Source organism: Arthrobacter pascens, from assembly GCF_030816475.1.
Classification (GTDB): Bacteria; Actinomycetota; Actinomycetes; order Actinomycetales; family Micrococcaceae; genus Arthrobacter; species Arthrobacter pascens_B.
On sequence record NZ_JAUSXF010000001.1, the window covers coordinates 1834770 to 1854512 of the forward strand.

17 protein-coding genes are annotated in these 19743 nt (G+C 64.3%); 11 read left to right on the forward strand and 6 right to left on the reverse strand.

The window, feature by feature from the left end; genetic code table 11:
• Positions 1 to 7 precede the first annotated feature (7 nt).
• Complete coding sequence (locus QFZ40_RS08445) at positions 8 to 1297, forward strand: CapA family protein (RefSeq protein ID WP_373427412.1); 1290 nt, start codon at positions 8 to 10, stop codon at positions 1295 to 1297.
• A 16-nt stretch (positions 1298 to 1313) separates the two neighbouring features.
• Here QFZ40_RS08445 and QFZ40_RS08450 read toward each other — a convergent pair whose 3' ends face one another.
• Both QFZ40_RS08450 and QFZ40_RS08455 read right to left on the reverse strand, forming a co-directional pair.
• Entirely contained in the window at positions 1314 to 2066 is a 753-nt protein-coding gene (locus QFZ40_RS08450; RefSeq protein ID WP_306903844.1) for a type 1 glutamine amidotransferase, read from the reverse strand.
• The gene (locus tag QFZ40_RS08455; RefSeq protein ID WP_306903845.1) at positions 2063 to 3355 is read right to left on the reverse strand and encodes a Mur ligase family protein; all 1293 of its coding nucleotides are present in this window, start codon (positions 3353 to 3355) and stop codon (positions 2063 to 2065) included. The genes QFZ40_RS08450 and QFZ40_RS08455 overlap by 4 nt, the downstream gene beginning before the upstream one ends.
• A gap of 91 nt (positions 3356 to 3446) precedes the next feature.
• Here QFZ40_RS08455 and pdxT point away from each other — a divergent pair, with 91 nt between their 5' ends.
• From pdxT to QFZ40_RS08500, 9 genes are all read left to right on the forward strand, one after another.
• Entirely contained in the window at positions 3447 to 4157 is a 711-nt protein-coding gene (gene pdxT, locus QFZ40_RS08460) for a pyridoxal 5'-phosphate synthase glutaminase subunit PdxT (RefSeq protein WP_306903846.1), read from the forward strand.
• Positions 4158 to 4160: 3 nt separating this feature from the next.
• The gene (locus QFZ40_RS08465; protein WP_306903847.1) at positions 4161 to 4916 is read left to right on the forward strand and encodes a YebC/PmpR family DNA-binding transcriptional regulator; all 756 of its coding nucleotides are present in this window, start codon (positions 4161 to 4163) and stop codon (positions 4914 to 4916) included.
• 35 nt (positions 4917 to 4951) lie between these two features.
• Complete coding sequence (gene ruvC, locus QFZ40_RS08470; RefSeq protein ID WP_306903848.1) at positions 4952 to 5530, forward strand: crossover junction endodeoxyribonuclease RuvC; 579 nt, start codon at positions 4952 to 4954, stop codon at positions 5528 to 5530.
• Positions 5531 to 5629: 99 nt separating this feature from the next.
• Positions 5630 to 6274 carry a Holliday junction branch migration protein RuvA gene (ruvA, locus tag QFZ40_RS08475; RefSeq protein ID WP_306903849.1) on the forward strand — a complete coding sequence of 215 codons (645 nt, stop codon included), beginning with the start codon at positions 5630 to 5632 and terminating at the stop codon, positions 6272 to 6274.
• Entirely contained in the window at positions 6267 to 7355 is a 1089-nt protein-coding gene (gene ruvB / locus QFZ40_RS08480; protein WP_306903850.1) for a Holliday junction branch migration DNA helicase RuvB, read from the forward strand. The genes ruvA and ruvB overlap by 8 nt, the downstream gene beginning before the upstream one ends.
• Before the next feature lie 235 nt (positions 7356 to 7590).
• The gene (gene yajC, locus QFZ40_RS08485; RefSeq protein ID WP_306906872.1) at positions 7591 to 7980 is read left to right on the forward strand and encodes a preprotein translocase subunit YajC; all 390 of its coding nucleotides are present in this window, start codon (positions 7591 to 7593) and stop codon (positions 7978 to 7980) included.
• Between the two features lie 113 nt (positions 7981 to 8093).
• Positions 8094 to 9851 carry a protein translocase subunit SecD gene (secD, locus tag QFZ40_RS08490; protein WP_306903851.1) on the forward strand — a complete coding sequence of 586 codons (1758 nt, stop codon included), beginning with the start codon at positions 8094 to 8096 and terminating at the stop codon, positions 9849 to 9851.
• On the forward strand, positions 9851 to 10870 hold the full coding sequence (gene secF / locus QFZ40_RS08495) for a protein translocase subunit SecF (protein WP_306903852.1): 1020 nt from the start codon (positions 9851 to 9853) through the stop codon (positions 10868 to 10870). The genes secD and secF overlap by 1 nt, the downstream gene beginning before the upstream one ends.
• 135 nt (positions 10871 to 11005) lie before the next feature.
• Positions 11006 to 13399 carry a RelA/SpoT family protein gene (locus tag QFZ40_RS08500; RefSeq protein ID WP_306903853.1) on the forward strand — a complete coding sequence of 798 codons (2394 nt, stop codon included), beginning with the start codon at positions 11006 to 11008 and terminating at the stop codon, positions 13397 to 13399.
• Here QFZ40_RS08500 and QFZ40_RS08505 read toward each other — a convergent pair.
• The 3 genes from QFZ40_RS08505 to QFZ40_RS08515 form a co-directional block, all read right to left on the reverse strand.
• A complete protein-coding gene (locus QFZ40_RS08505; RefSeq protein WP_306903854.1) occupies positions 13280 to 13966 on the reverse strand; it encodes a type IV toxin-antitoxin system AbiEi family antitoxin in 687 nt (228 codons plus the stop codon). The genes QFZ40_RS08500 and QFZ40_RS08505 overlap by 120 nt on opposite strands.
• Before the next feature lie 102 nt (positions 13967 to 14068).
• Positions 14069 to 15649 carry a DUF349 domain-containing protein gene (locus QFZ40_RS08510; RefSeq protein WP_306906873.1) on the reverse strand — a complete coding sequence of 527 codons (1581 nt, stop codon included), beginning with the start codon at positions 15647 to 15649 and terminating at the stop codon, positions 14069 to 14071.
• A 292-nt stretch (positions 15650 to 15941) separates the two neighbouring features.
• Positions 15942 to 16745: a peptidylprolyl isomerase gene (locus QFZ40_RS08515; RefSeq protein ID WP_306903855.1), complete on the reverse strand. Its 804-nt coding sequence runs from the start codon at positions 16743 to 16745 to the stop codon at positions 15942 to 15944.
• Positions 16746 to 16978: 233 nt separating this feature from the next.
• Between QFZ40_RS08515 and hisS the strand changes: the two genes are divergently transcribed.
• Positions 16979 to 18334, forward strand: a complete 1356-nt coding sequence (gene hisS / locus QFZ40_RS08520) for a histidine--tRNA ligase (RefSeq protein WP_306903856.1) — start codon at positions 16979 to 16981, stop codon at positions 18332 to 18334.
• 112 nt (positions 18335 to 18446) lie between these two features.
• Here the strand turns inward: hisS and QFZ40_RS08525 are convergent, their stop codons facing one another.
• Positions 18447 to 19682, reverse strand: a complete 1236-nt coding sequence (locus tag QFZ40_RS08525) for an APC family permease (protein WP_306903857.1) — start codon at positions 19680 to 19682, stop codon at positions 18447 to 18449.
• Positions 19683 to 19743: the final 61 nt, after the last annotated feature.

Consider the following 19743-nt stretch of genomic DNA (forward strand, 5'->3'; position numbering starts at 1 on the left):
GCCGGTGATGAGTAGCGCGCGAACCTACAATGGCGCTATGGGGAACGGGTTTGTCAGGGCTGCCGTCCGCGCCGGCGGGGCGGTTTCTGCAATCACACTTGCGGCGGTCCTTGCTGGCTGCGGCCTCATCGCGGAGGAAAACGCCAAGGCAACGCCGGCCGTATCCGCCAGCGGGGCGGGAACTGTCCGGCCTGGCGCTTCTCCGGCTCCGACGCCCACCCCAACCCCAACCCCCACGCCGGGGGCCGGCCCAGCCTGTTCAACGCTGCGCTGCACCAGCGTCCTGGTGACAGGGGACATGCTGGTTCACACCCAGTTGTGGCAGCAGGCGCGTGAAGACGCGGCTGCCGCCGGCAAGCCGGGACTTGACTTCGTTCCGCTCCTGGAAGGCCAACGCAGGTACATCCAGGCCAGCGACCTCGCCATCTGCCATCAGGAGACGCCTGTAGCCGGGCCGGACGGACCGTTTTCGGCATATCCGTCTTTCAACGTTCCGCCGCAGATTGTCACCGCCGCCAAGGCGGTGGGTTACCAGGCCTGCACTACCGCCAGCAACCACACCATCGATCGGGGCACGGACGGGCTGCTGCGCACCCTCGATGCCCTGGACGCCGCAGGGCTGAAGCATACTGGTTCCTACCGCACCGAGGCCGAGTCGCAGGGAATCCTCATGCTGCAGACCAAGGCAGCCAGGATCGCCGTCATCGAGGGGGCCTACGGCCTCAACGGACAGTACCCCGAGTACGCCTGGCAGGTGGACATGCTGGATGCGCCCACCATGATCGCCAAGGCGCAAAAAGCGCGGGCACTGGGCGCGGATATTGTGCTGGGAGTCATGCACGCGGGGGATGAGTATGCCAGCGAAGCCAACGCCCAGCAAAAGGAAGTGGCCCACGCACTGGTGGACAGCGGCCAGTTCACGATGATCTACGGACATCACACCCATTCCGTGCTGCCCATCGAGAACTACAAGGGCACCTGGATCGTGTACGGCCTGGGTAACGGGATCACGGAACTTTCGCCCTGGTACGTCGTCAACAACGAAGGGCTGCTGGTACGGGCGCAGTTCAGCCAGGATGCCTCAGGCAAATGGGCGGCGTCCGATCTGGCCTGGACTCCCTCCGTGATTGTCCGCGGCCCCTACCGCTGGTGCTCGGTGGCATCGGACGCACCGCAAGGAACCTGCTCCACGCCGGACGCCGACGCAGCAACGAGGCTCCGGACTGCCACCGTGGTTGAATCCATGGGGGCGGCCGCTGCCGGAGCCCACGAACTCCTGATCACCAAGGAACGCTGAAATACAGCCCAAGGGTTTAGCGCGGACGGCGGGCCGCGTGTTCCCGGGCCAGCACGGCGTAGTGGTCGTCCGGGGTTCCAGGGATGAAGGCCCCGTATTTTCTTTCGGCGGCAGTGCGAATCAGGAAGTCGGAAATGGCGGGGTTCTTGGGCAGGAGGGACCCGTGCAGGTAGCTTGCCACGATGTTGCGGTAGCGGGCACCTTCGTGGCCGTCGCTGCTGTTGTTACCAGTTCCCTTGGCCACGGTGCCCAACGGACGCACACCGCTGCCCAACGTGGTCTGGCCGCTGTGGTTCTCGTAGCCCAGCACTTCGCCAAACTCTTCAGTTAACACTTTGACGTTGCCGATAAGCCGCTCATCGGTGCCATGTGTCTCGACGTCGAGGATGCCGACACCCGGAATCACGGGGCCGGAACGGGTTTTGAAGAACTTGCCGAACAGTTGGTAGAGCCCGCAGATGAGCAGCATGGGGGCTCCGTCCTCTGCGAGGCCGGTGAGGAGATCCGCGCGTGACTGCAGGTCATCCTGGATGACCAGCTGTCCGCTGTCCTGGCCCCCGCCACCCAGAAGGATGTCGACGTCTTCCGGAAATTCGTCGCCCACGTTGTATTCCAGGAGCTCAGGCGTGTAGCCGTGCCATTTGAGGCGCTGGCGGACCACCAGGGCGTTACCCCAGTCGCCGTAGATGTTCATGTCCCGCGGGTACAGCTGCACGACGCGAATGGTGCCCTTGCTGCCGGATCCGCTTCCGGTTGATTCAGCGGTCATGAGACCACCTCCACTGTGGTGATTTTGGACAGCTCGCGCCGGATGGCCAGCATTGCTGTGTAGGTGCAGAAGATCCGCTTCGGCCTGCCCTTGGCTTCGTGGATGAAGTCGGCAAGGGCCGGGGCGATGTCCGGCTGGACGGCGCCGACCGGGACTTCGTCGTACTGCAGCCGCAGGGCCATGTCATAGGCGCGGGAGCCGCTCAGCTGGTCCACGCCGCCATTGCGGAGCGAATCGAAATCCACATCCCAGAGCCAGGACATGTCGCGGCCGTCAGCGTAGTTGTCGTTGATGGCGATCATGGTGGCGTAGCCGCCTGCCGGGAACGACTTGAGGCCAAGCCGGAAGCCGCTGGGGTTCTTCACCAGGACCAGGTCAAGGGGCTGGCCGTCCACCGTGAGGCTTTCGCCGCGTCCGAACGCCGGCTCCACCTGGGACAGCGCCGTGAGCAATGTCGCGTGGTCGGCAGTTGCAGCGCCTCCGCCGCAAATACTGCGGGCGAGGCTCAGCGCTGCAGCCGCGTTGAAGATGTTGTAGACGCCGCGCAGCCTCATCCCGGTGGTGACGGTGACGCCGTCGTACTCGAAATCGGCTGTGTCCGGCCCCACCCGCCGGAGGACGACGTCGGCAGGCGGTTTTGCAGGCAGTGCTGACGGAACAGGGCTTCCGGGCGCTGCCCGCATGTCGTCGTCGTTGGGGAAGGTGCTCAGGAGGGAATCGTCCAGGCCGAAGTACCTGACCTCCTGCCCGGTCAGCGTGTCCGCGATGCGGGCCACCCGGGGGTCTTCCCGGTTCAGCACCACGGTTCCCGTCGTTTTGGCGGCAACGTGCTGCAGGAGCTGGGCCGTCTTGTCGATCTCACCGAAACGGTCAAGCTGGTCGCGCAGAACGTTCAGGAGGAGGCTGTAGCGCGGCGGAACGCTGTTGACGAAGTGCACGGCGTGGGCCTCGTCCAGCTCAAGGACCGCGACGTCGGCATCGAGCCTGCCGCGCCAGTCGACTTCGCCGAGCAAGGCCGCTGCCACGCCGCGGGTGAAGTTGCTGCCCGTGCGGTTGGTGAAGACCTTCAGGCCCTGGCTCTCCAGGAGCTCCACCACCATTTTGGTGGTGGTGGTTTTCCCGTTGGTTCCGCTCACCACCGCCACCCCGTGCGGGAGGGTGGACAGGGTCCGCCGCATGAAGCCGGGATCAATTTTTTCGACCACCAGCCCGGGCAGGGCAGAACCGCCGCCCCTGAGCCGGGAGACCCGGCGGACCAGCTTGCCGAGCGGAATACTGAAGTAAAGCATGCTCTGTAATATATCCCAGCAGCGGCATGAAACCGGGCCCCGGACGGCTCACCGGAAGGCCCCGACGCGCCCGGCGCATTATGCTGAGTGCATGACAAACCCCCTTTCGGCAGCTTCCGCACGTGTGGGCTCAGGCCTGCGAATCGGCGTCCTGGCACTCCAGGGCGACTTCCGGGAGCACCTTCGGTCTGTGGAGGAGACCGGTGCTTCCGGCGTCGGAATCCGCCGCCCTGCGGAGCTGGAGGGCCTTGACGGCCTGATCATCCCCGGCGGTGAATCGACCACGATCGACAAACTGGCACGCGCCTTTGACCTGGCGGAACCGCTCAGGGCACGAATCAAGGACGGCCTGCCGGTCTACGGCTCGTGCGCGGGCATGATCCTGCTCGCCGACGAGATTGCCGACCCCGCCACAGACCTTGCGGGCGAACCGCAGCAAACCTTCGGCGGCCTGGACATCACTGTGCGCCGCAACGCCTTCGGCCGGCAGCGCGAGTCCTTTGAAACTGACCTTGATTTCAAAAGCCTTGACTTCAGCGCAACCGACGACGGCGTCGCGCCCGTCCACGCTGTCTTCATCCGCGGACCGTGGGTGGAGCGGGTCGGCTCGGAGGTGGAGGTCCTCGCCCAGGTGGAGCCGGCAGACCCTGCCCATGCGTCCCACGCCGCCCCGCTGCCGGGGACGGCTAGAATTGTTGCAGTGCGTTCGGGCCACCTGCTGGCCACCTCCTTCCACCCGGAAGTGACTGGGGAAAAACGCGTACACGAACTTTTTATCCGAATGATCAGAGGAGAAGCGTAAAGCATGTCAGGCCACTCCAAATGGGCAACGACCAAGCACAAGAAGGCCATCCTCGATAGCCGCCGCGCCAAGTCGTTTGCCAAGCTGATCAAGAACATCGAAGTCGCGGCACGCATGGGCGGCCCGGACCTGTCCGGCAACCCGAGCCTGGAACTTGCCGTGACCAAGGCCAAGAAGACATCGGTTCCCGCTGACAACATCGACCGCGCCATCAAGCGCGGTGCCGGCCTGACCGGTGAAGTGGTGGACTACACCGAGATCATGTACGAGGCCCGCGGTCCGCAGGGGTCAGCGCTCCTCATCGAGTGCCTCACGGACAACAAGAACCGGGCTGCCTCCGAAGTCCGGCTGGCCATCTCACGCAACGGCGGCACCATCGCCGATCCCGGCTCCGTCAGCTATCTCTTCAGCCGCAAGGGCGTCGTGTCCCTGCCCAAGAAGGAACTGACCGAGGACGACGTCCTGATGGCCGTCCTTGACGCCGGCGCCGAGGAAGTCAAAGACAACGGCGAGACGTTTGAAATCCACTCGGATCCGAAGGATCTCCAGGCTGTCCGTGACGCCCTCAAGGACGCCGGGATCGAATACGACACCGATGAGGCCGAGTTCGTGCCCTCGATGGAAGTTCCCCTTGACCTGGATGCGGCCAAGAAATTCATGAAGCTGGTGGACGCCCTGGAAGACCTCGACGACGTCCAGAACGTCTACAGCAACGCCGACCTCAGCGACGAAGTCCAGGCCGCCCTGGACGCCGAGTGATCTTCCGCTTTGCGGGCTAACACTGTTTCCGGGCCGTGACGCTGCGCGTCCTGGGAGTTGACCCCGGGCTTACCCGCTGCGGCATTGGCGTAGTCGACGTCGAACGGAACCGGCGGGCAACCATGGTTGCCGTCGGGGTGGTGGGCACCTCCCCGGAGGAAACCCTGGACCGGAGGCTGCTGGTGATCGCCCTGGCCATCGATGAGTGGCTCGACCTCTACGAACCCCATGTCCTGGCGGTCGAGCGGGTGTTCTCGCAGCTCAATGTCAGCACCGTGATGGGCGTGGCGCAGGCGTCCGGCGTGGTGATCGCCGCCGCAGCCCGCCGCGGAATCCCGGTGGCGCTTCACACGCCGTCGGAAGTAAAAGCCGCCGTCACGGGCAGCGGAACCTCCAACAAGGAGGCAGTGACAAAATTGGTCACCAAGATCCTCCGGCTGGACGCACCGCCGCGACCGGCGGACGCCGCCGATGCCCTGGCACTTGCCATCACCCACGCGTGGCGCGCCGGAAGCGGTGCCTCCGTAGCGACCACCGGGCCCGGCAGTTCCTCGCTGACGCCCGCCCAAAGGGCCTGGGCTGACGCCGAAGCGAAGGCGCGCCGCGGACGGTGAATGTCCCCACGGCTTGCTAGGGTATTCGTAGATATGTTCGGATAACCGGTCCTGCCCTCTCTCCAGGTGGCGGCCCGGCAGTACACCAGGAGCCCGGCCTTGATCAGTTTCCTCCGCGGAATTGTTGCCCACGTTGGTCTGTCCACGGCCGTGATCGACCTCAACGGGGCGGGCATGAGCGTCAATGCCACTCCGCAGACCCTCAGCCGCCTCCGTACCGGGGAGGAAGGCAAGCTGTTCACGTCCCTGATCGTGCGTGAGGATTCGCTGACCCTCTTCGGCTTCGCGTCCGACGACGAACGTGAAGTATTCGACGTCCTGCTCAGTGTCAGCGGGGTTGGCCCGCGGCTCGCCCTGGCGGTGCTAGCGGTCCACGAACCCGAAGCCATCCGGGTGGCAGCGCACACGGGGGACAGCAAAACGTTTACAAAGGTGCCAGGGATCGGCCCAAAGGTAGCCGGACGGATTGTCCTGGAGCTCGCGGGGAAGCTGGTACCGCACGGCACTGCGGGCGCCCAGGCCACAGCCACCCCCGCCGAAGCTGCGTGGAAGCCGCAGGTGGTGGCAGCTATGACCAGCCTTGGCTGGTCCGAAAAGGACGCCACGACGAGTATCGAGAAAGCTCTGGCGGACGAGCCCGAGGTTTCCTTCCGCGGCAATGTGCCGGAAATCCTGCGAACCACGCTCCGCTGGCTTGGCCAGGATGGTGCGCGGGCGGGAAACCGGGTAGGCAGCCGTGGCTGAGCCTTCGGTGGTCGCTGCGGTGGAAGAGCCTGAGGACCGGGCCATTGAAGCCGCACTCCGGCCCAAGAACCTCGATGATTTCGTGGGCCAGCACAGGGTCCGCAAGCAGTTGTCGCTGGTCCTGCAGGCCTCCAGGATGCGAGGCCGAAGTGCAGACCATGTCCTGTTCTCGGGCCCGCCCGGGCTGGGTAAGACCACCCTGGCCATGATCGTGGCGTCCGAAATGAACGCGCCCTTGAGGATCAGCAGCGGTCCGGCCATCCAGCATGCCGGCGACCTCGCAGCCATCCTTTCCTCGCTGTCAGAGGGTGAGGTCCTCTTCCTGGACGAAATCCACCGGATGTCCAGGCCGGCCGAGGAAATGCTTTACATGGCCATGGAGGACTTCCGGGTGGACATCGTGGTGGGCAAAGGCGCAGGTGCCACCGCAATTCCCCTGGATCTTCCGCCCTTCACCCTTGTCGGGGCCACCACGCGCGCCGGGCTTCTGCCAGGGCCGCTGCGCGACAGGTTCGGTTTTACCGGGCACCTGGAGTTTTACTCGGTGGCAGAGCTCGAACTGGTGCTCCGGCGATCAGCAGGCCTGCTGGACCTGAAGGTGAATTCCGCCGGGTTCAGCGAGATCGCAGGCCGGTCCAGAGGCACCCCGCGCATCGCCAACAGACTCCTTCGGCGTGTCCGTGACTGGGCGCTGGTGCATGGGATCGAGCAGATTGATGCGCGCTCGGCGTCGGCTGCGCTGGATATGTACGAGGTGGATAAACGGGGCCTGGACCGGCTGGACCGTGCTGTGCTTGAAGCCCTGATCACCAAGTTCGGCGGGGGACCGGTGGGGCTCTCCACCCTGGCCATTGCCGTGGGGGAGGAAACCGAAACAGTGGAAACGGTGGCGGAGCCGTTCCTGGTGCGGGAAGGGCTGCTGGGCCGGACCCCGCGAGGCCGGATCGCCATGGCACCCGCCTGGACCCACCTTGGCTATGCCGTGCCCGCCGGAATCTTCGGACAGGAGCCGCTGGATCTGTTCGAAACTGACCCGGAGAACGGCGGGACTGCACCGGAGTGGGCCCCGAACAGCGAATAGCACCGTCCTTTCAGCTTTTCCCTTTAGACTGGTATGACGCTCGGCACGTTCGGGTCTTTGTTCCCGCAGGCGGCCCCACCGGCTGCCGGTGGCTGGCATGCGGCACCCAGTCCGGCCACCCGGTTCAAAGCGGACGGCGCTGTCAACCAGCTACGCAAGTACAGAATGGAACTTTTCCGTGTTCGGACATATCACTGCCCAGACCACCACCCAGCCCGGCGGCGGCATCGACTTCATGACGATCCTGCTTTTCGTGATGCTCGGAATCTTCATCTTCATGATGTTCCGCCGCAACAAGAAAACCAAGGACCAGCAGGTGACGCTGCAGTCGCAGTTCGCGCCCGGCGTTGAGGTAATGACGAGCTTCGGACTCTTCGGGCGGATTGTCTCCATGGACGACGACGAGAACAAAGTAGTGCTGGAGCTCTCTCCCGGAAACCTTGCCACGGTTCACCGGCAGGCAGTCACAAAGATCGTCGAGCCTGCCGTGGCTGCCGAGGATGAGCCTACTGTTGTCCCCGATGATGCGTCTTCCCTTGCCGCGGAGGAAACCGGAACGCCGTCTTCCGAGACGCCTGACGAAACCCTCAAGCGCCTCAACGATGAGGGCAAGAAGGACAGCTAGTCCGCGCTGCCGCACCGGCAACCCGCGTTAGACACCTCTACGGCTGCGGACCTCCGCCGGTGGGAGCACGAAGCTCGCACCGGCGGTACCCGTAAATAAGAGAAAGATCGACAATGGCACGAACTGGCCCCAAAAAATCAGGACTCAGGGTACTTGTCTGGCTCGGCGTAGTCCTCGCCGTGCTGACCGCAGTCCTGGCTGGCGGCACCATGGCCGGACAGGCGAGCTGGGCTCCCAAGCTCGCACTGGACCTCGAAGGCGGCACCCAGATGATCCTGGCGCCCAAGGTTGAGGGCGGTTCGGACATTAACGAAGACCAGCTCAACCAGGCGGTGGCCATCATCCGCCAGCGCGTTGACGGTTCAGGTGTTGCGGAAGCCGAGATCAGCACCCAGTCCGGCCGCAATGTGGTGGTCAGCCTTCCCGGAACCCCCTCGACGCAAACCAGGGCCCTTATCCAGGCGTCCGCAGATATGAACTTCCGTCCGGTACTGCTCAATGGGGCCGGCGCCGCCGTACCGACGGAGTCCCTTACCCCGGAGGACCAGCTGCCCAAGCCGACGGCAGCACCTGCCAACAGCAGCGACATCAACTGGATCACGGCTGACGTTTACCGGAAATTTGAAACATTGGACTGCGACCACCCGTCGCAGGACAAGCAGGAACGTTCGGATCCCACCAAGCCGCTGGTAACATGTGAGCCGGCCACGGCAACCTCCCCTGCCGTCAAGTACATCCTTGGCCCGGTGGAGGTCAAAGGCACCAACATCGTCACTTCCTCCTTCCAGCTTCAGCAGGGTGCCCAGGGTGCTGTCACCAACGAATGGGCCGTCAACATCCAGTTCGACCAGGAAGGTACAGCCAAGTTCAAAGAGGTCACGGAACGGCTGAACCAGTTCTACGTCGCTGCCGGCGGTGATTCCGGCACCGATCCCAAGGCCCAGTTCGCCATCGTGCTGGATGACCAGGTCATCTCTGCACCGCGCGCCCTTGCTGCCATTACTGACGGCCGCCCGCAGATCACGGGCGGATTCACCGAGCAGTCGGCAAAGGCGCTTTCCGACCAGCTGCGCTTCGGTGCACTCCCCATCAGTTTCGAAATCCAGAGCGAGCAGCAGATTTCCGCTACCTTGGGTGGCGAACAGCTCCGCATGGGCCTCCTGGCCGGCCTGATCGGCCTTCTGCTGGTGGTTGTGTACTCGCTGTTCCAGTACCGGGCATTGGGCTTTGTCACCATCGCGTCCCTGGTGGTGGCCGGCGCCCTGACATACCTGGCGATCGCGATCCTTGGCTGGACGGAAAACTACCGGCTGTCCCTGGCCGGTGTGGCCGGGCTCATCGTGGCCATCGGCCAAACCGCTGACTCCTTCATTGTCTACTTCGAGCGCATCCGTGATGAGTTGCGTGAGGGCCGCGGGCTGGTCTCGGCGGTGGAAAACGGCTGGAAGCGGGCCAAACGCACCGTCCTGGCCTCAAAGGCGGTCAACCTGCTCGCCGCCCTCGTGCTGTACTTCGTGGCAGTCGGCAACGTGCGTGGTTTTGCCTTTACGCTCGGCCTGACCGCCATCGCCGACCTCCTCGTGGTCTTCATGTTCACCCACCCCATGCTGCAGGTGCTGGCGCGGACACGGTTCTTTGGCGAAGGCCACCGTTTCTCCGGCCTCGACCCGAAGCGACTCGGCGCGATCCCGCTTTACCGCGGTGCCGGGCGGCTGCGTACGCCCGACGCCAAACCTCAGGTTGTCCGGGCTAAGAACGCGGGAGCCGCAGCGGAAGCAGAACGCCGGATGACCATCGCGGAACGCCGCCTCGCCGAAAAGCAGGAGCAGCTCGCCGGCTCCTCCAAGAGCGCAGCCAAGGAGACCAAATAATGCCCAGCTTTGCCACTTTCGGTAACGAGCTCTACACCGGCAAGCGTTCCTACAACTTTGTGGGCGCCAAGAAGATCTGGTTCCTCATCGCGGCCGTAGCCGTGGCCCTCTCCATCCTGATTCCGCTCGCAAAGGGCGGCTTCAACCTCGGCATCGAGTTCCGCGGCGGTTCTGAATTCACCGTTTCGAACGTCAAGACCACGGATACCAGCGAGGGTGAGAAGGCCGTCCAGGACGTCGTTTCCGGGAGCATTCCCCGTGTGGCCAACGTAGCGGGCAACACCATGCGGATCCAGACGGACAAGCTCACCGACGACGAGACCCTCAAGATCAAGGCCGGCCTGACAGCCGCGTACGGCGTCACAGACAACGAGGTGACATCCACTTTCGTGGGGCCCACGTGGGGTGCGGACGTCACCAAGCAGGCGCTGTTGGGGCTCGTGATCTTCGTGGTCCTGGCGACTGCCCTGATGGCGCTGTATTTCAGGACGTGGAAGATGTCATTGTCGGCGATCGCGGGCATGCTCGTCACGATGTTCATCACGGCCGGAGTCTATGCGCTCAGTGATTTCGAAGTGACGCCCTCAGCGATCATCGGATTCCTGACCGTCCTCAGCTACTCGCTCTACGACACCGTGGTGGTCTTCGACAAGATCCGTGAGAACACTGCGGACATCAGTTCGTCCACGAGGCGCACTTTCGCAGAGGAAGTCAACCTCGCGGTGAACCAGACCCTGGTCCGTTCCATCAACACTATGATGGTGGCGATCCTCCCCGTCGGCGCCATCCTGTTCATCGGCGCCGGGCTGCTGGGGGCGGGCACACTGCGGGACCTGTCACTTGCCCTGTTCGTCGGCATCCTGATCGGCACGGCTGCCACCATCTTCGTGGCGGCGCCCATGTATGCCTGGCTTCGGCAGAACGAACCCGAGCTGGTCAAACAGGCCCGGCGGGTAGAACAGAGGAGGGCCGAAGCGTCCTCCCGGACGGCCGCTGCGGCAGCCGCCGCCCAGCCCTGATCGTACTGCAGGAACCGGCCGGACAGCCTCGGAATACCGACGCCGTCCGGCCGGTTCGCATTTAAGCACCGGTTACATCAGAGTCTTGATGGAGGAATAGACTGAGGTAATTAAACGGTCGTGAGGGGTGCTTCATTGGAAGAACGTTCGGCGTCGGTGCCAACGGCAGACGGGGACAACAGTCCGGGCCACGGAGTGAAGACCGGGCTCGCCGATTCCGCACGTCCCGGCGCGATTGTTCCCGTGGACAGCTCCGGCACACGGCCCACGTTTCCAGGCCGGCGTGAACGTACCCGGTCCCGGCTTGCGCGCCTTACCGGTCGTAGCTCTGCCAGCTATTCGCCCATCCTTGAACCGCTACTGCGGACGGTCCGGGCGAACAATCCGAAAGAGGACTTCGATCTCATCCAGCGTGCCTTCGAAGTGGCAGAACGCAGCCACCGGGGGCAGAAGCGCAAGAGCGGCGATCCCTACATCACCCACCCGGTAGCGGTTGCGACTATTCTCGCCGAACTTGGCCTGAGCGGTACGACCCTTGCTGCCGCGCTGCTCCACGACACGGTGGAGGACACGCCGTACACGCTGGCTGACCTGAAGCGGGACTTCGGCCCGGAAGTCGCCATGCTGGTGGATGGTGTCACCAAGCTGGACAAGGTCAGCTTCGGCGAGGCCGCCCAATCCGAAACTGTCCGCAAAATGGTTGTGGCCATGGCCAAGGACATCCGGGTCCTCATGATCAAACTTGCCGACAGGCTCCACAATGCGCGCACCTGGCGGTTTGTGTCCGCTGAATCCTCCGCCCGGAAAGCGCGCGAAACCCTGGAGATCTTCGCCCCGCTTGCGCACCGCCTTGGTATGAACACCATCAAGTGGGAGCTTGAGGATCTGTCCTTCGCCGCGCTGTATCCGAAGGTCTATGAGGAGATCGTCCGCATGGTGGGCGACCGTACTCCGGAGCGCGAGAAGAGCCTGGGAGTCATCAGGGACCAGATCACCGAGGACCTCCGGACCGCCAAGATCAAAGCGACGATCACTGGCAGGCCCAAGCACTACTACTCGATTTATCAGAAGATGATCGTCCGGGACAAGGACTTTGACGACATCAATGACCTGATGGGCGTCCGGGTGCTGGTGGATTCGGTACGGGACTGTTACGCGGCGCTGGGGACGATGCATTCGCGGTGGAATCCGTTGCCAGGGCGTTTCAAGGACTACATCGCGATGCCCAAGTTCAACATGTACCAGTCCCTCCACACCACGGTGATCGGGCCTGGCGGCAAACCGGTGGAGATCCAGATCCGGACCCATGAAATGCACCGCCGCGCTGAATATGGTGTGGCCGCGCACTGGAAGTACAAGGACCAGCCCAACCGCACGGCAACCGGCCCCGGCAGCCCGCGTGACGGAGACCTGGGCTGGCTGAGGTCGTTGGTGGACTGGCAGCAGGAAACATCCGATCCCGGGGAGTTCCTGGATTCGCTGCGTTTTGAAATCAACGCCCGCGAGGTATTCGTTTTTACGCCCAAGGGCGAGGTCATGGCATTGCCGGCCGGTTCCACCCCTGTGGACTTCGCGTACGCCGTTCACACCGAAGTGGGGCACCGCACCATCGGGGCCAGGGTCAACGGCAAACTGGTCCCCCTGAACAGCGAACTGAACCACGGCGACTGGGTGGAGATCTTCACCTCCAAAGCCGAAGGCGCCGGCCCAAGCCAGGACTGGCAGCATTTCGTCAAGAGCGCCCGTGCCCGGAACAAGATCCGCCAGTGGTTCAGCAAGGAGCGCCGGGAAGAAGCGATTGACCGCGGCAAGGAACTGTTGACTCGGGCGATGCGAAAGCAGAACCTTCCGCTGCAGCGACTCATGACGCACGAGGCTCTCGCGGCGGTGGCTGAGGACTTCAAGTACGTGGACATCTCCGGCCTCTACGCCGGGGTGGGCGACGGACACACCTCCGCGCAGTCCGTAATGGAGAAGCTCGTCGAAAGCCTGGGCGGCAACGAGAGCACTGACGAAGACATCACTGAAGTCAGTATCCCCACGCACGTGGCCAAGACCCGTTTCTCAGACTCGGGGGTTGTGGTGCGGGGCGTGGGCGACGTCTGGGTGAAGCTGGCCCGGTGCTGCACTCCGGTTCCCCCTGATCCCATCCTTGGTTTCGTCACGCGGGGTTCAGGCGTTTCGGTTCACCGTACGGATTGCACCAACGTCTCCGACCTCAAGGACCAGCCGGACAGGATCGTCGATGTTGACTGGGCGCCCACGCAATCCAGCGTGTTCCTGGTGGAGATCCAGGTGGAAGCGCTGGACCGGAAGTCGTTGCTGTCCGATGTCACCCGGGTCCTGTCCGAAAACCACGTGAACATCCTGGCCGCCAGCGTGCACACCTCCACCGATCGCGTAGCGATCTCACGGTTCGCGTTCGAGATGGGCGACCCCAAGTACCTGAGCCACGTCCTCAGTGCTGTCCGGAGGATCGACGGCGTTTTTGACGTCTACAGGACCACCGGAAACAAGCGCCGGAGCTAACAGGGACAATTTCTCGAGTGCCGCCTTCTTGTGCGGCACACGGGGAGTGGACTCAATGGCCAGGACCAGCAGCCGCAGCCGTACGTCCCTTTCCGGGCGGGCCAGCAGCCCCTCGAGAGCAGGGATGGCACGGACGGCGTCTACATGGAGCGCAATATCCAAGGCAGTCCGTAGGGGACTTGAGACCATCAGCCCGCCCATGCTGACGACGTCGAAAGGCCCAAGCCTGACCTCGTGGAGAGTGCAGCCGCGGGTGTTGCGCAGACTCGAAACCCTGCGTTTCGCGTCCACCAGGAGAGCGAGCCGATCCGGTTCCTCCGCGCAGCCGTAGATCCAGGCTGCGGTCATGCGTCCGGCGACCACCCTCTGGCGAATGCCCTCCGGAACGGCCGTGGCGGCGGCCCTCGCCCTCAACTGCGGAGAAGCTGTAACCTCCGGGAGTGTGTAGCCGCGCTGGTGCAACCGCGTGAGCAGGCCATCGGCCGCGAGTGACTGGAGTTCGGGCCAGGTAAACGGCCGCCCCGGCGAGTAGAGCTCGGCGAATGGGGGAGCGGACGTGGTGGCCATTTAGCCATCCTGCCGCGGCTGCATTGGACGAGTACAGGTCCGGCCCCGGTTATGTGGATAACCGGGGCCGGAACTATGCGGCGTTTACTTGCGGACAGTCGGTCAGGAGAGTTCGCTGGCCGACCGCTGGATCTGGTCCAGCCAGGCCTGCCTGGCCTCAAGAGCTTCCTTGGCTGCCTTGATCTTGCGCTGGTCGCCGGCCTTCTCCGCCCGGGCCAGATCATCCTGCAGACCGGCGATAGCTGATTCCAGCTGGGACAGCGCGCTGTTGGTCCGCGCTTTCGTCTCAGGGTTGGAGCGCTGCCAGTTCTCTTCTTCGGCGTGCCGCACCGCGTCCTCGACCTTGCGGAGGCCGGCTTCAATGCGGCCCATGTCAGCCCGGGGAACCTTGCCGGCCTCTTCCCAGCGGTCACGGACGGACTGGAGCGCTTTCTTTGCCGCGGCCAGGTCCCTGACCGGCAGGATGGCATTTGCCTCGGCCAGGAGGGCTTCCTTCACCGTGAGGTTCGCCGCGTACTCCTGGTCAATCTCCTCGTTGGCGGCCTGCCTGGATGTGAAGAAGACGTCCTGCGCGGCGCGGAAGCGTGCCCACAGCGCGTCGTCATCCTTCCGGCTGGCGCGCGGGGAAGCTTTCCACTCGTCCATCAGGCGGCGGTATTCGCCAGCGGCGAAACCCCAGTCCGTGGAAGTGGACAGTGACTCTGCCTCGGCGATGAGCTTCTCCTTGGCCGACTTCGCCGCCGAGTTGTTGCTGTCCAGCTGGGAGAAGTAGGCCCTGCGGTGCCGGTCGAAGACCGTGCGGGCTGCCCGGAAGCGTTTCCAGAGGGCGTCCTCGTTGCTTCGGCCAAGCCGTACACCGCTCTTCTGGGCTGTCTTCCAGCTTTCGAAAAGCTCGTTCATCCGTGCGCTGGAAGTCTTCCATTGGATCTGCGCGGGATCCTGGCCGGAGATTTCCTCGGCCTCGGCGACGATTGACTCGCGGGCCGCGAGTTCCGCCGTCCTGACGGCGTCGTGCTCGGCCTTCTCAGCTTTTTCGAGTTCCGTGATCTGGCCGGAAAGGGCATCCAGGCGAGCTTCTGCCGCGCGCAGGTCGCCCACCATGTTCCGCTCGGCCAGCTGCTCCCGGAGGTGCGTCACGGTTTTCTGCATGTCCGTGCTGGGGGCCTTGGAACCGACCCGCTGCTCCAGCAGCACGATCTGGGCCACGACGTCGTCGTACTTCCGGGCGAAGTACCCGAGGGCCTCGTCATCGCTGACCCCGGGGTATTGGCCCACGGGGTGCTCATCGTTGTCGATCTTCAGGAAGACGTGGCCGTCACCTTCCACCCTGCCCCAGCGCGCGGCTTCTTCCAAGGTTGTCGAGGATGCGACGGGAGCCGGCGCTGATGCAGGCGCTGCCACTGCTGGCTTGGGCCGGGCGGCGAAAGCTGCCGGGGACGGAGCCGGGCGCGGCGCAGGCGACGGAACCGGTGCTGCCGGGGCGGAAGCTTCTGCGGCTTCTGCGGCGGCGGGCGCCGGTGCAGCTTCGGCGGGTGCTGGTTCAACCGGGGCGGAAGCTGCCGCGGCTTCATCGGTGGTGGGTGCCGGCTCGGAGGGTGCCTGTTCAGCCGTTGAAGCAGCTTCGGCGGCTACTTCTGCGTCGGACGGTGCCGGTTCGGCGGCAGCCGGTTCAGCAGCCGCCACTTCTTCGCTGGCGGGTGCCTGCTCGGCCGGTGCCTGTTCAGCCGTGGAAGCAGCTTCTGCGGCTTCTTCGTCCGCGGCAGCCGGTTCAGCAGCCGCCACTTCTTCGCTGGCGGGAGCCTGTTCAGCTACTACTGCGTCTTCAACCACTGCATCATCAGCCACGGGGGCTGTTGCATCGGTCAGTTCGGCTGCCGCTGTTTCGTCGGATTTCTGACTGTCTGTCACCGCTAAAAGTCTTTCGCTTGGAGGGAAATACTCACGTACCGCACCGCGGCCTCAAGGACCGGGCTTCCTACTTCAGAGAAAACGAGTCTATCGTGACTGGTTCCACGGGTGTGCCGTCTGTGGCGTTAGCCCCCGGCGCAATTCCCGCGGCGGCTATTTTGGTGACCACATCCAGTCCTGATGTCACCTTGCCCACCACCGTATAACCACCGGCGGAATCGGCTGGTATGACAGTGTCCTTGTAGGCGATGAAGAACTGTGTGCCGTTTCCGTAGGCGTTGTCCCCGGTCCTGGCAACAGCAATAGTGCCGGCGGGATAAGTGTTGTCTGCGGGCGTATTTTCGAGGGGACCCCAGTTGTAGTTGGGGTCACCGCTGCTGTCGCCGGTCTTTGAGCCACACTGCAGGAGGCCGAATGACTCGCCGGTGGTCAGCCTGTGGCAGGTGGAACCAGCGTAGTACCCCTGGTCGCTCAGTGATTTGAAGACGGCGGCAGCCTGGGGAGCTTTGGTGCCGTCCAATTCCATCCCGATCGTCCCGCTGTTCAGCTTGAGTTCGCCCGTGAATACCTTGCCGGCGGCAGTGTCCGCGGCAGGGATATTGGGGCTGTTGGTAGCGGGGGCGGAGGGAGTGGGGGAGGCCGAAGGACTCAGCCCGGCCTCTGCCGCAGCGAACTCCTCCTCGGTAGGGTTCCCTGAGAAGGCGGTGAGCTGAAGCACGACGGCGAGCACCACGGCGGCGGTCCCGGCACTGACGGCGATGATGTTGTCCCGCTTGCGCCGCTTCTCCTGGTCCCGCCGGAGCTCACGCTTCGCTTCCATCTGCTGGATGCGCCGTTTTGTTTCGCGGGCACTGCGTGAACTGGCCGCCAAGGGTCCTCCTCTTTGTCGTGCTGCGGGCGGCCCGCCTGGAGGCTACCGTGCGCAGTTGTCTGCGGCAGCCGTGCGATTGTCCGCCGCATTAGAGATGGAGACGGATGAAGCATAAACTGACTGCCGCACATAGTTTATGCATGACTGGCTGGACTGCCGCCGTTCCGGGCCCGTTTCGGGTGGAATGCCGGGCAAAGTCCCAGGCACCCTTCATTAAGAGGAGAATTTCCACCATGGCACGCACCGCCTCCCTGTCCGGATTCCCCGAGTGGCTTCCCGAGGAGCGGCTGGTGGAGCTGCACGTGCTGGACACACTGCGCCGCGTTTTCGAGCTCCATGGCTTCGCGTCCATCGAGACCCGTGCCGTGGAGACCGTTGGCCAGTTGCTGCGCAAGGGCGAAATCGACAAAGAGGTGTACGGCCTCAGCCGGCTCCAGGATGATGAAGACGATAAATCGGCGAAACAAGATCCGCATGCCCTTGCCCTGCACTTCGACCTGACCGTGCCGTTCGCCCGCTATGTGGTGGAGAACTCCGGCTACCTCGCCTTCCCGTTCCGGCGCTACCAGATCCAGAAGGTGTGGCGCGGTGAGCGTCCACAGGAGGGCCGTGCCCGCGAATTCACGCAGGCGGACATCGATGTTGTGGGCGACGGTGAACTGCCGTTCCGCTACGACGTGGAGATCGCTCTGGTCATTGCCGAGGCACTCAGTGCCCTGCCGATTCCGGATTTCCGGCTGCGGATCAATAACCGGAAGCTTGCAGAAGGCTTCTACCGCGGCATTGGCCTGGAAGACACTGCAGGTGTGCTGCGCAGCATCGACAAGCTGGAAAAGATCGGCCCGGGCAAGGTCGCTGAGCTGCTCAAGACGGAGCTGGGCGCCACCGACCAGCAAGCCGAGGCCGCACTGAAGCTCGCCGGGATCCGCACCGAGGACACCTCGTTCGTGGCTCAGGTCCGCGCCCTGGGCGTCAGCAATGAACTCCTTGAAGAGGGCCTTAGCGAACTGGAACAGGTCATCGCGGCAGCAGTGCAGCGCGCGCCCGGCAAGGTCGTGGCCGACCTCAGCATCGCCCGCGGCCTTGACTACTACACCGGAACCGTAGTTGAGACCGTCCTGGTGGGTCACGAACAGCTGGGTTCCATCTGCTCGGGCGGCCGCTATGACGCCCTCGCCAGCAAGGGCAACCGTAAGTTCCCCGGCGTCGGATTGTCCATCGGGGTAACGCGGCTGGTGTCCAGGATCCTCAGCCAGGACCTGGCGAAGGCGTCGCGGTCGGTGCCCACGGTTGTCCTGGTTGCCCTCACCAACGACGACAGCTGGAGTGCGGCGCAGGACGTCGCCGCCCAGCTCCGCGACCGCGGAATTGCCACCGAGGTGGCGGCCAAGGCCGAGAAGTTCGGAAAGCAGATCAAATTCGCGGACCGCCGTGGAATTCCTTTCGTCTGGTTCACGGACGACGACGGCAATCACCAGGTCAAGGACATCCGGTCTGGAGACCAGACCCCGGCCGACCCAGCCAGGTGGACGCCGCCGTCGGAAGATCTTTCTGTGCAAATAAAGACTGTGGCGGCACAACCGGTCTGAGTGCCCCGCCAAGGCGGGGCACTTTGACACGGACTCGCCGCGCGCCGACCCGGTTTCCGTGGCCCGGCGGAGCGAAGTGCCCCACGACGGCGGAGCTTGCGGCAGCTGCGAGCTAGCGCCGGAGCCTGAACACCAGGATCCGGCCTACGGCACCGGCGGCCAGTACTAAGGCCATGCCAAGAACAGAAGCCGATGGCAACGTGAACGCCAACAGCAGGCAGCTGCAGAAACCCCCTGCGTTTAGCCACTTGGGCGCATAACCGGGATGTTCAGGCAGCGTGAACGCTGCGGCGTTGGCCACTGCGTAATAGATCAGGACGCCGAAGCTGGAGAACCCGACGACAGTCATGACGTCAGTGGTCAGCAGCAGAACGACGACGACGGCGGCAACGGTGAGTTCCGCCACGTACGGAACCGTGTGCCTGCCGCCGACCGCAGCAAGGGGGCCGGGCAGGTCCCGTTCCCGCGCCATCGCAAGGGCAGTCCTGCCGACGCCCGTGATCAGCGCCAGGAGGGCGCCGAGGCACGCGGCGGCCGCGCCGGCTTGCACCAGGGGAGCGCCGGCACTGAGCCGTGAGTGGACAACAGCTTCGAGCAGGGGAGTGGCGGTCGCGGCGAGCCGGCCGCCAGGCAAGTGGTTGAGCAGCAGCAGCGCCAGGGCCAGGTAGATGACAAAGGCCCCGCCAAGGGCAGCAAGGATGGCACGCGGAATGGTCCTGGCAGGGTCCTTGACCTCTTCGCCCAGCGTCGCAATGCGGGCGTAGCCGGCGAAGGCGAAGAACATCAGGCCTGCCGCGGGCAGCACCCCGCCGGCGCCGGCCACCGTGCCGGCCGTACCTTCGGGATGCGGGCCAACAAGGGCAGCGGCCGCAACAAATATCAGGGTGGCAAGCACGGCGCACAGCAGGATCCTGGTCAGCAACGCCGTGCGGGTGATGCCCATCAGGTTGACGGCGGTCAGCGCGACCACCGCGGCTATCGCGACCGGGACCGGGTAGTCCGGGGCAACGTAATGTCCGAAGGTCAGAGCCATCGCTGCGCAGGACGCTGTCTTGCCGGTGACAAAACCCCAGCCCGCCAGGAAGCCAGGCCATTCGCCGAGCCGTTTCCGGCCGTACACATAGGTACCGCCGCTGGCCGGATACCTGGCAGCCAGCTCCGCTGAGGCAACTGCGTTGCAATAAGCCACGGCCCCGGCGATCAGGACTGACAGAACCAGGAAGTCCCCCGCGAGGGCTGAGGCCGGAGCGAAGACGACAAAGACGCCCGCGCCCAACATGGAGCCGAGACCGATGGAAGTGGCATCAAATACGCCCAGCCTGCGCTGAAGCGGCCGGTGAGTGCTCATGGCGGAGAGAGTCCCTTTCCAACGGGTAAACTCAGACAGGATCGTTCCCGGAACGATCCTA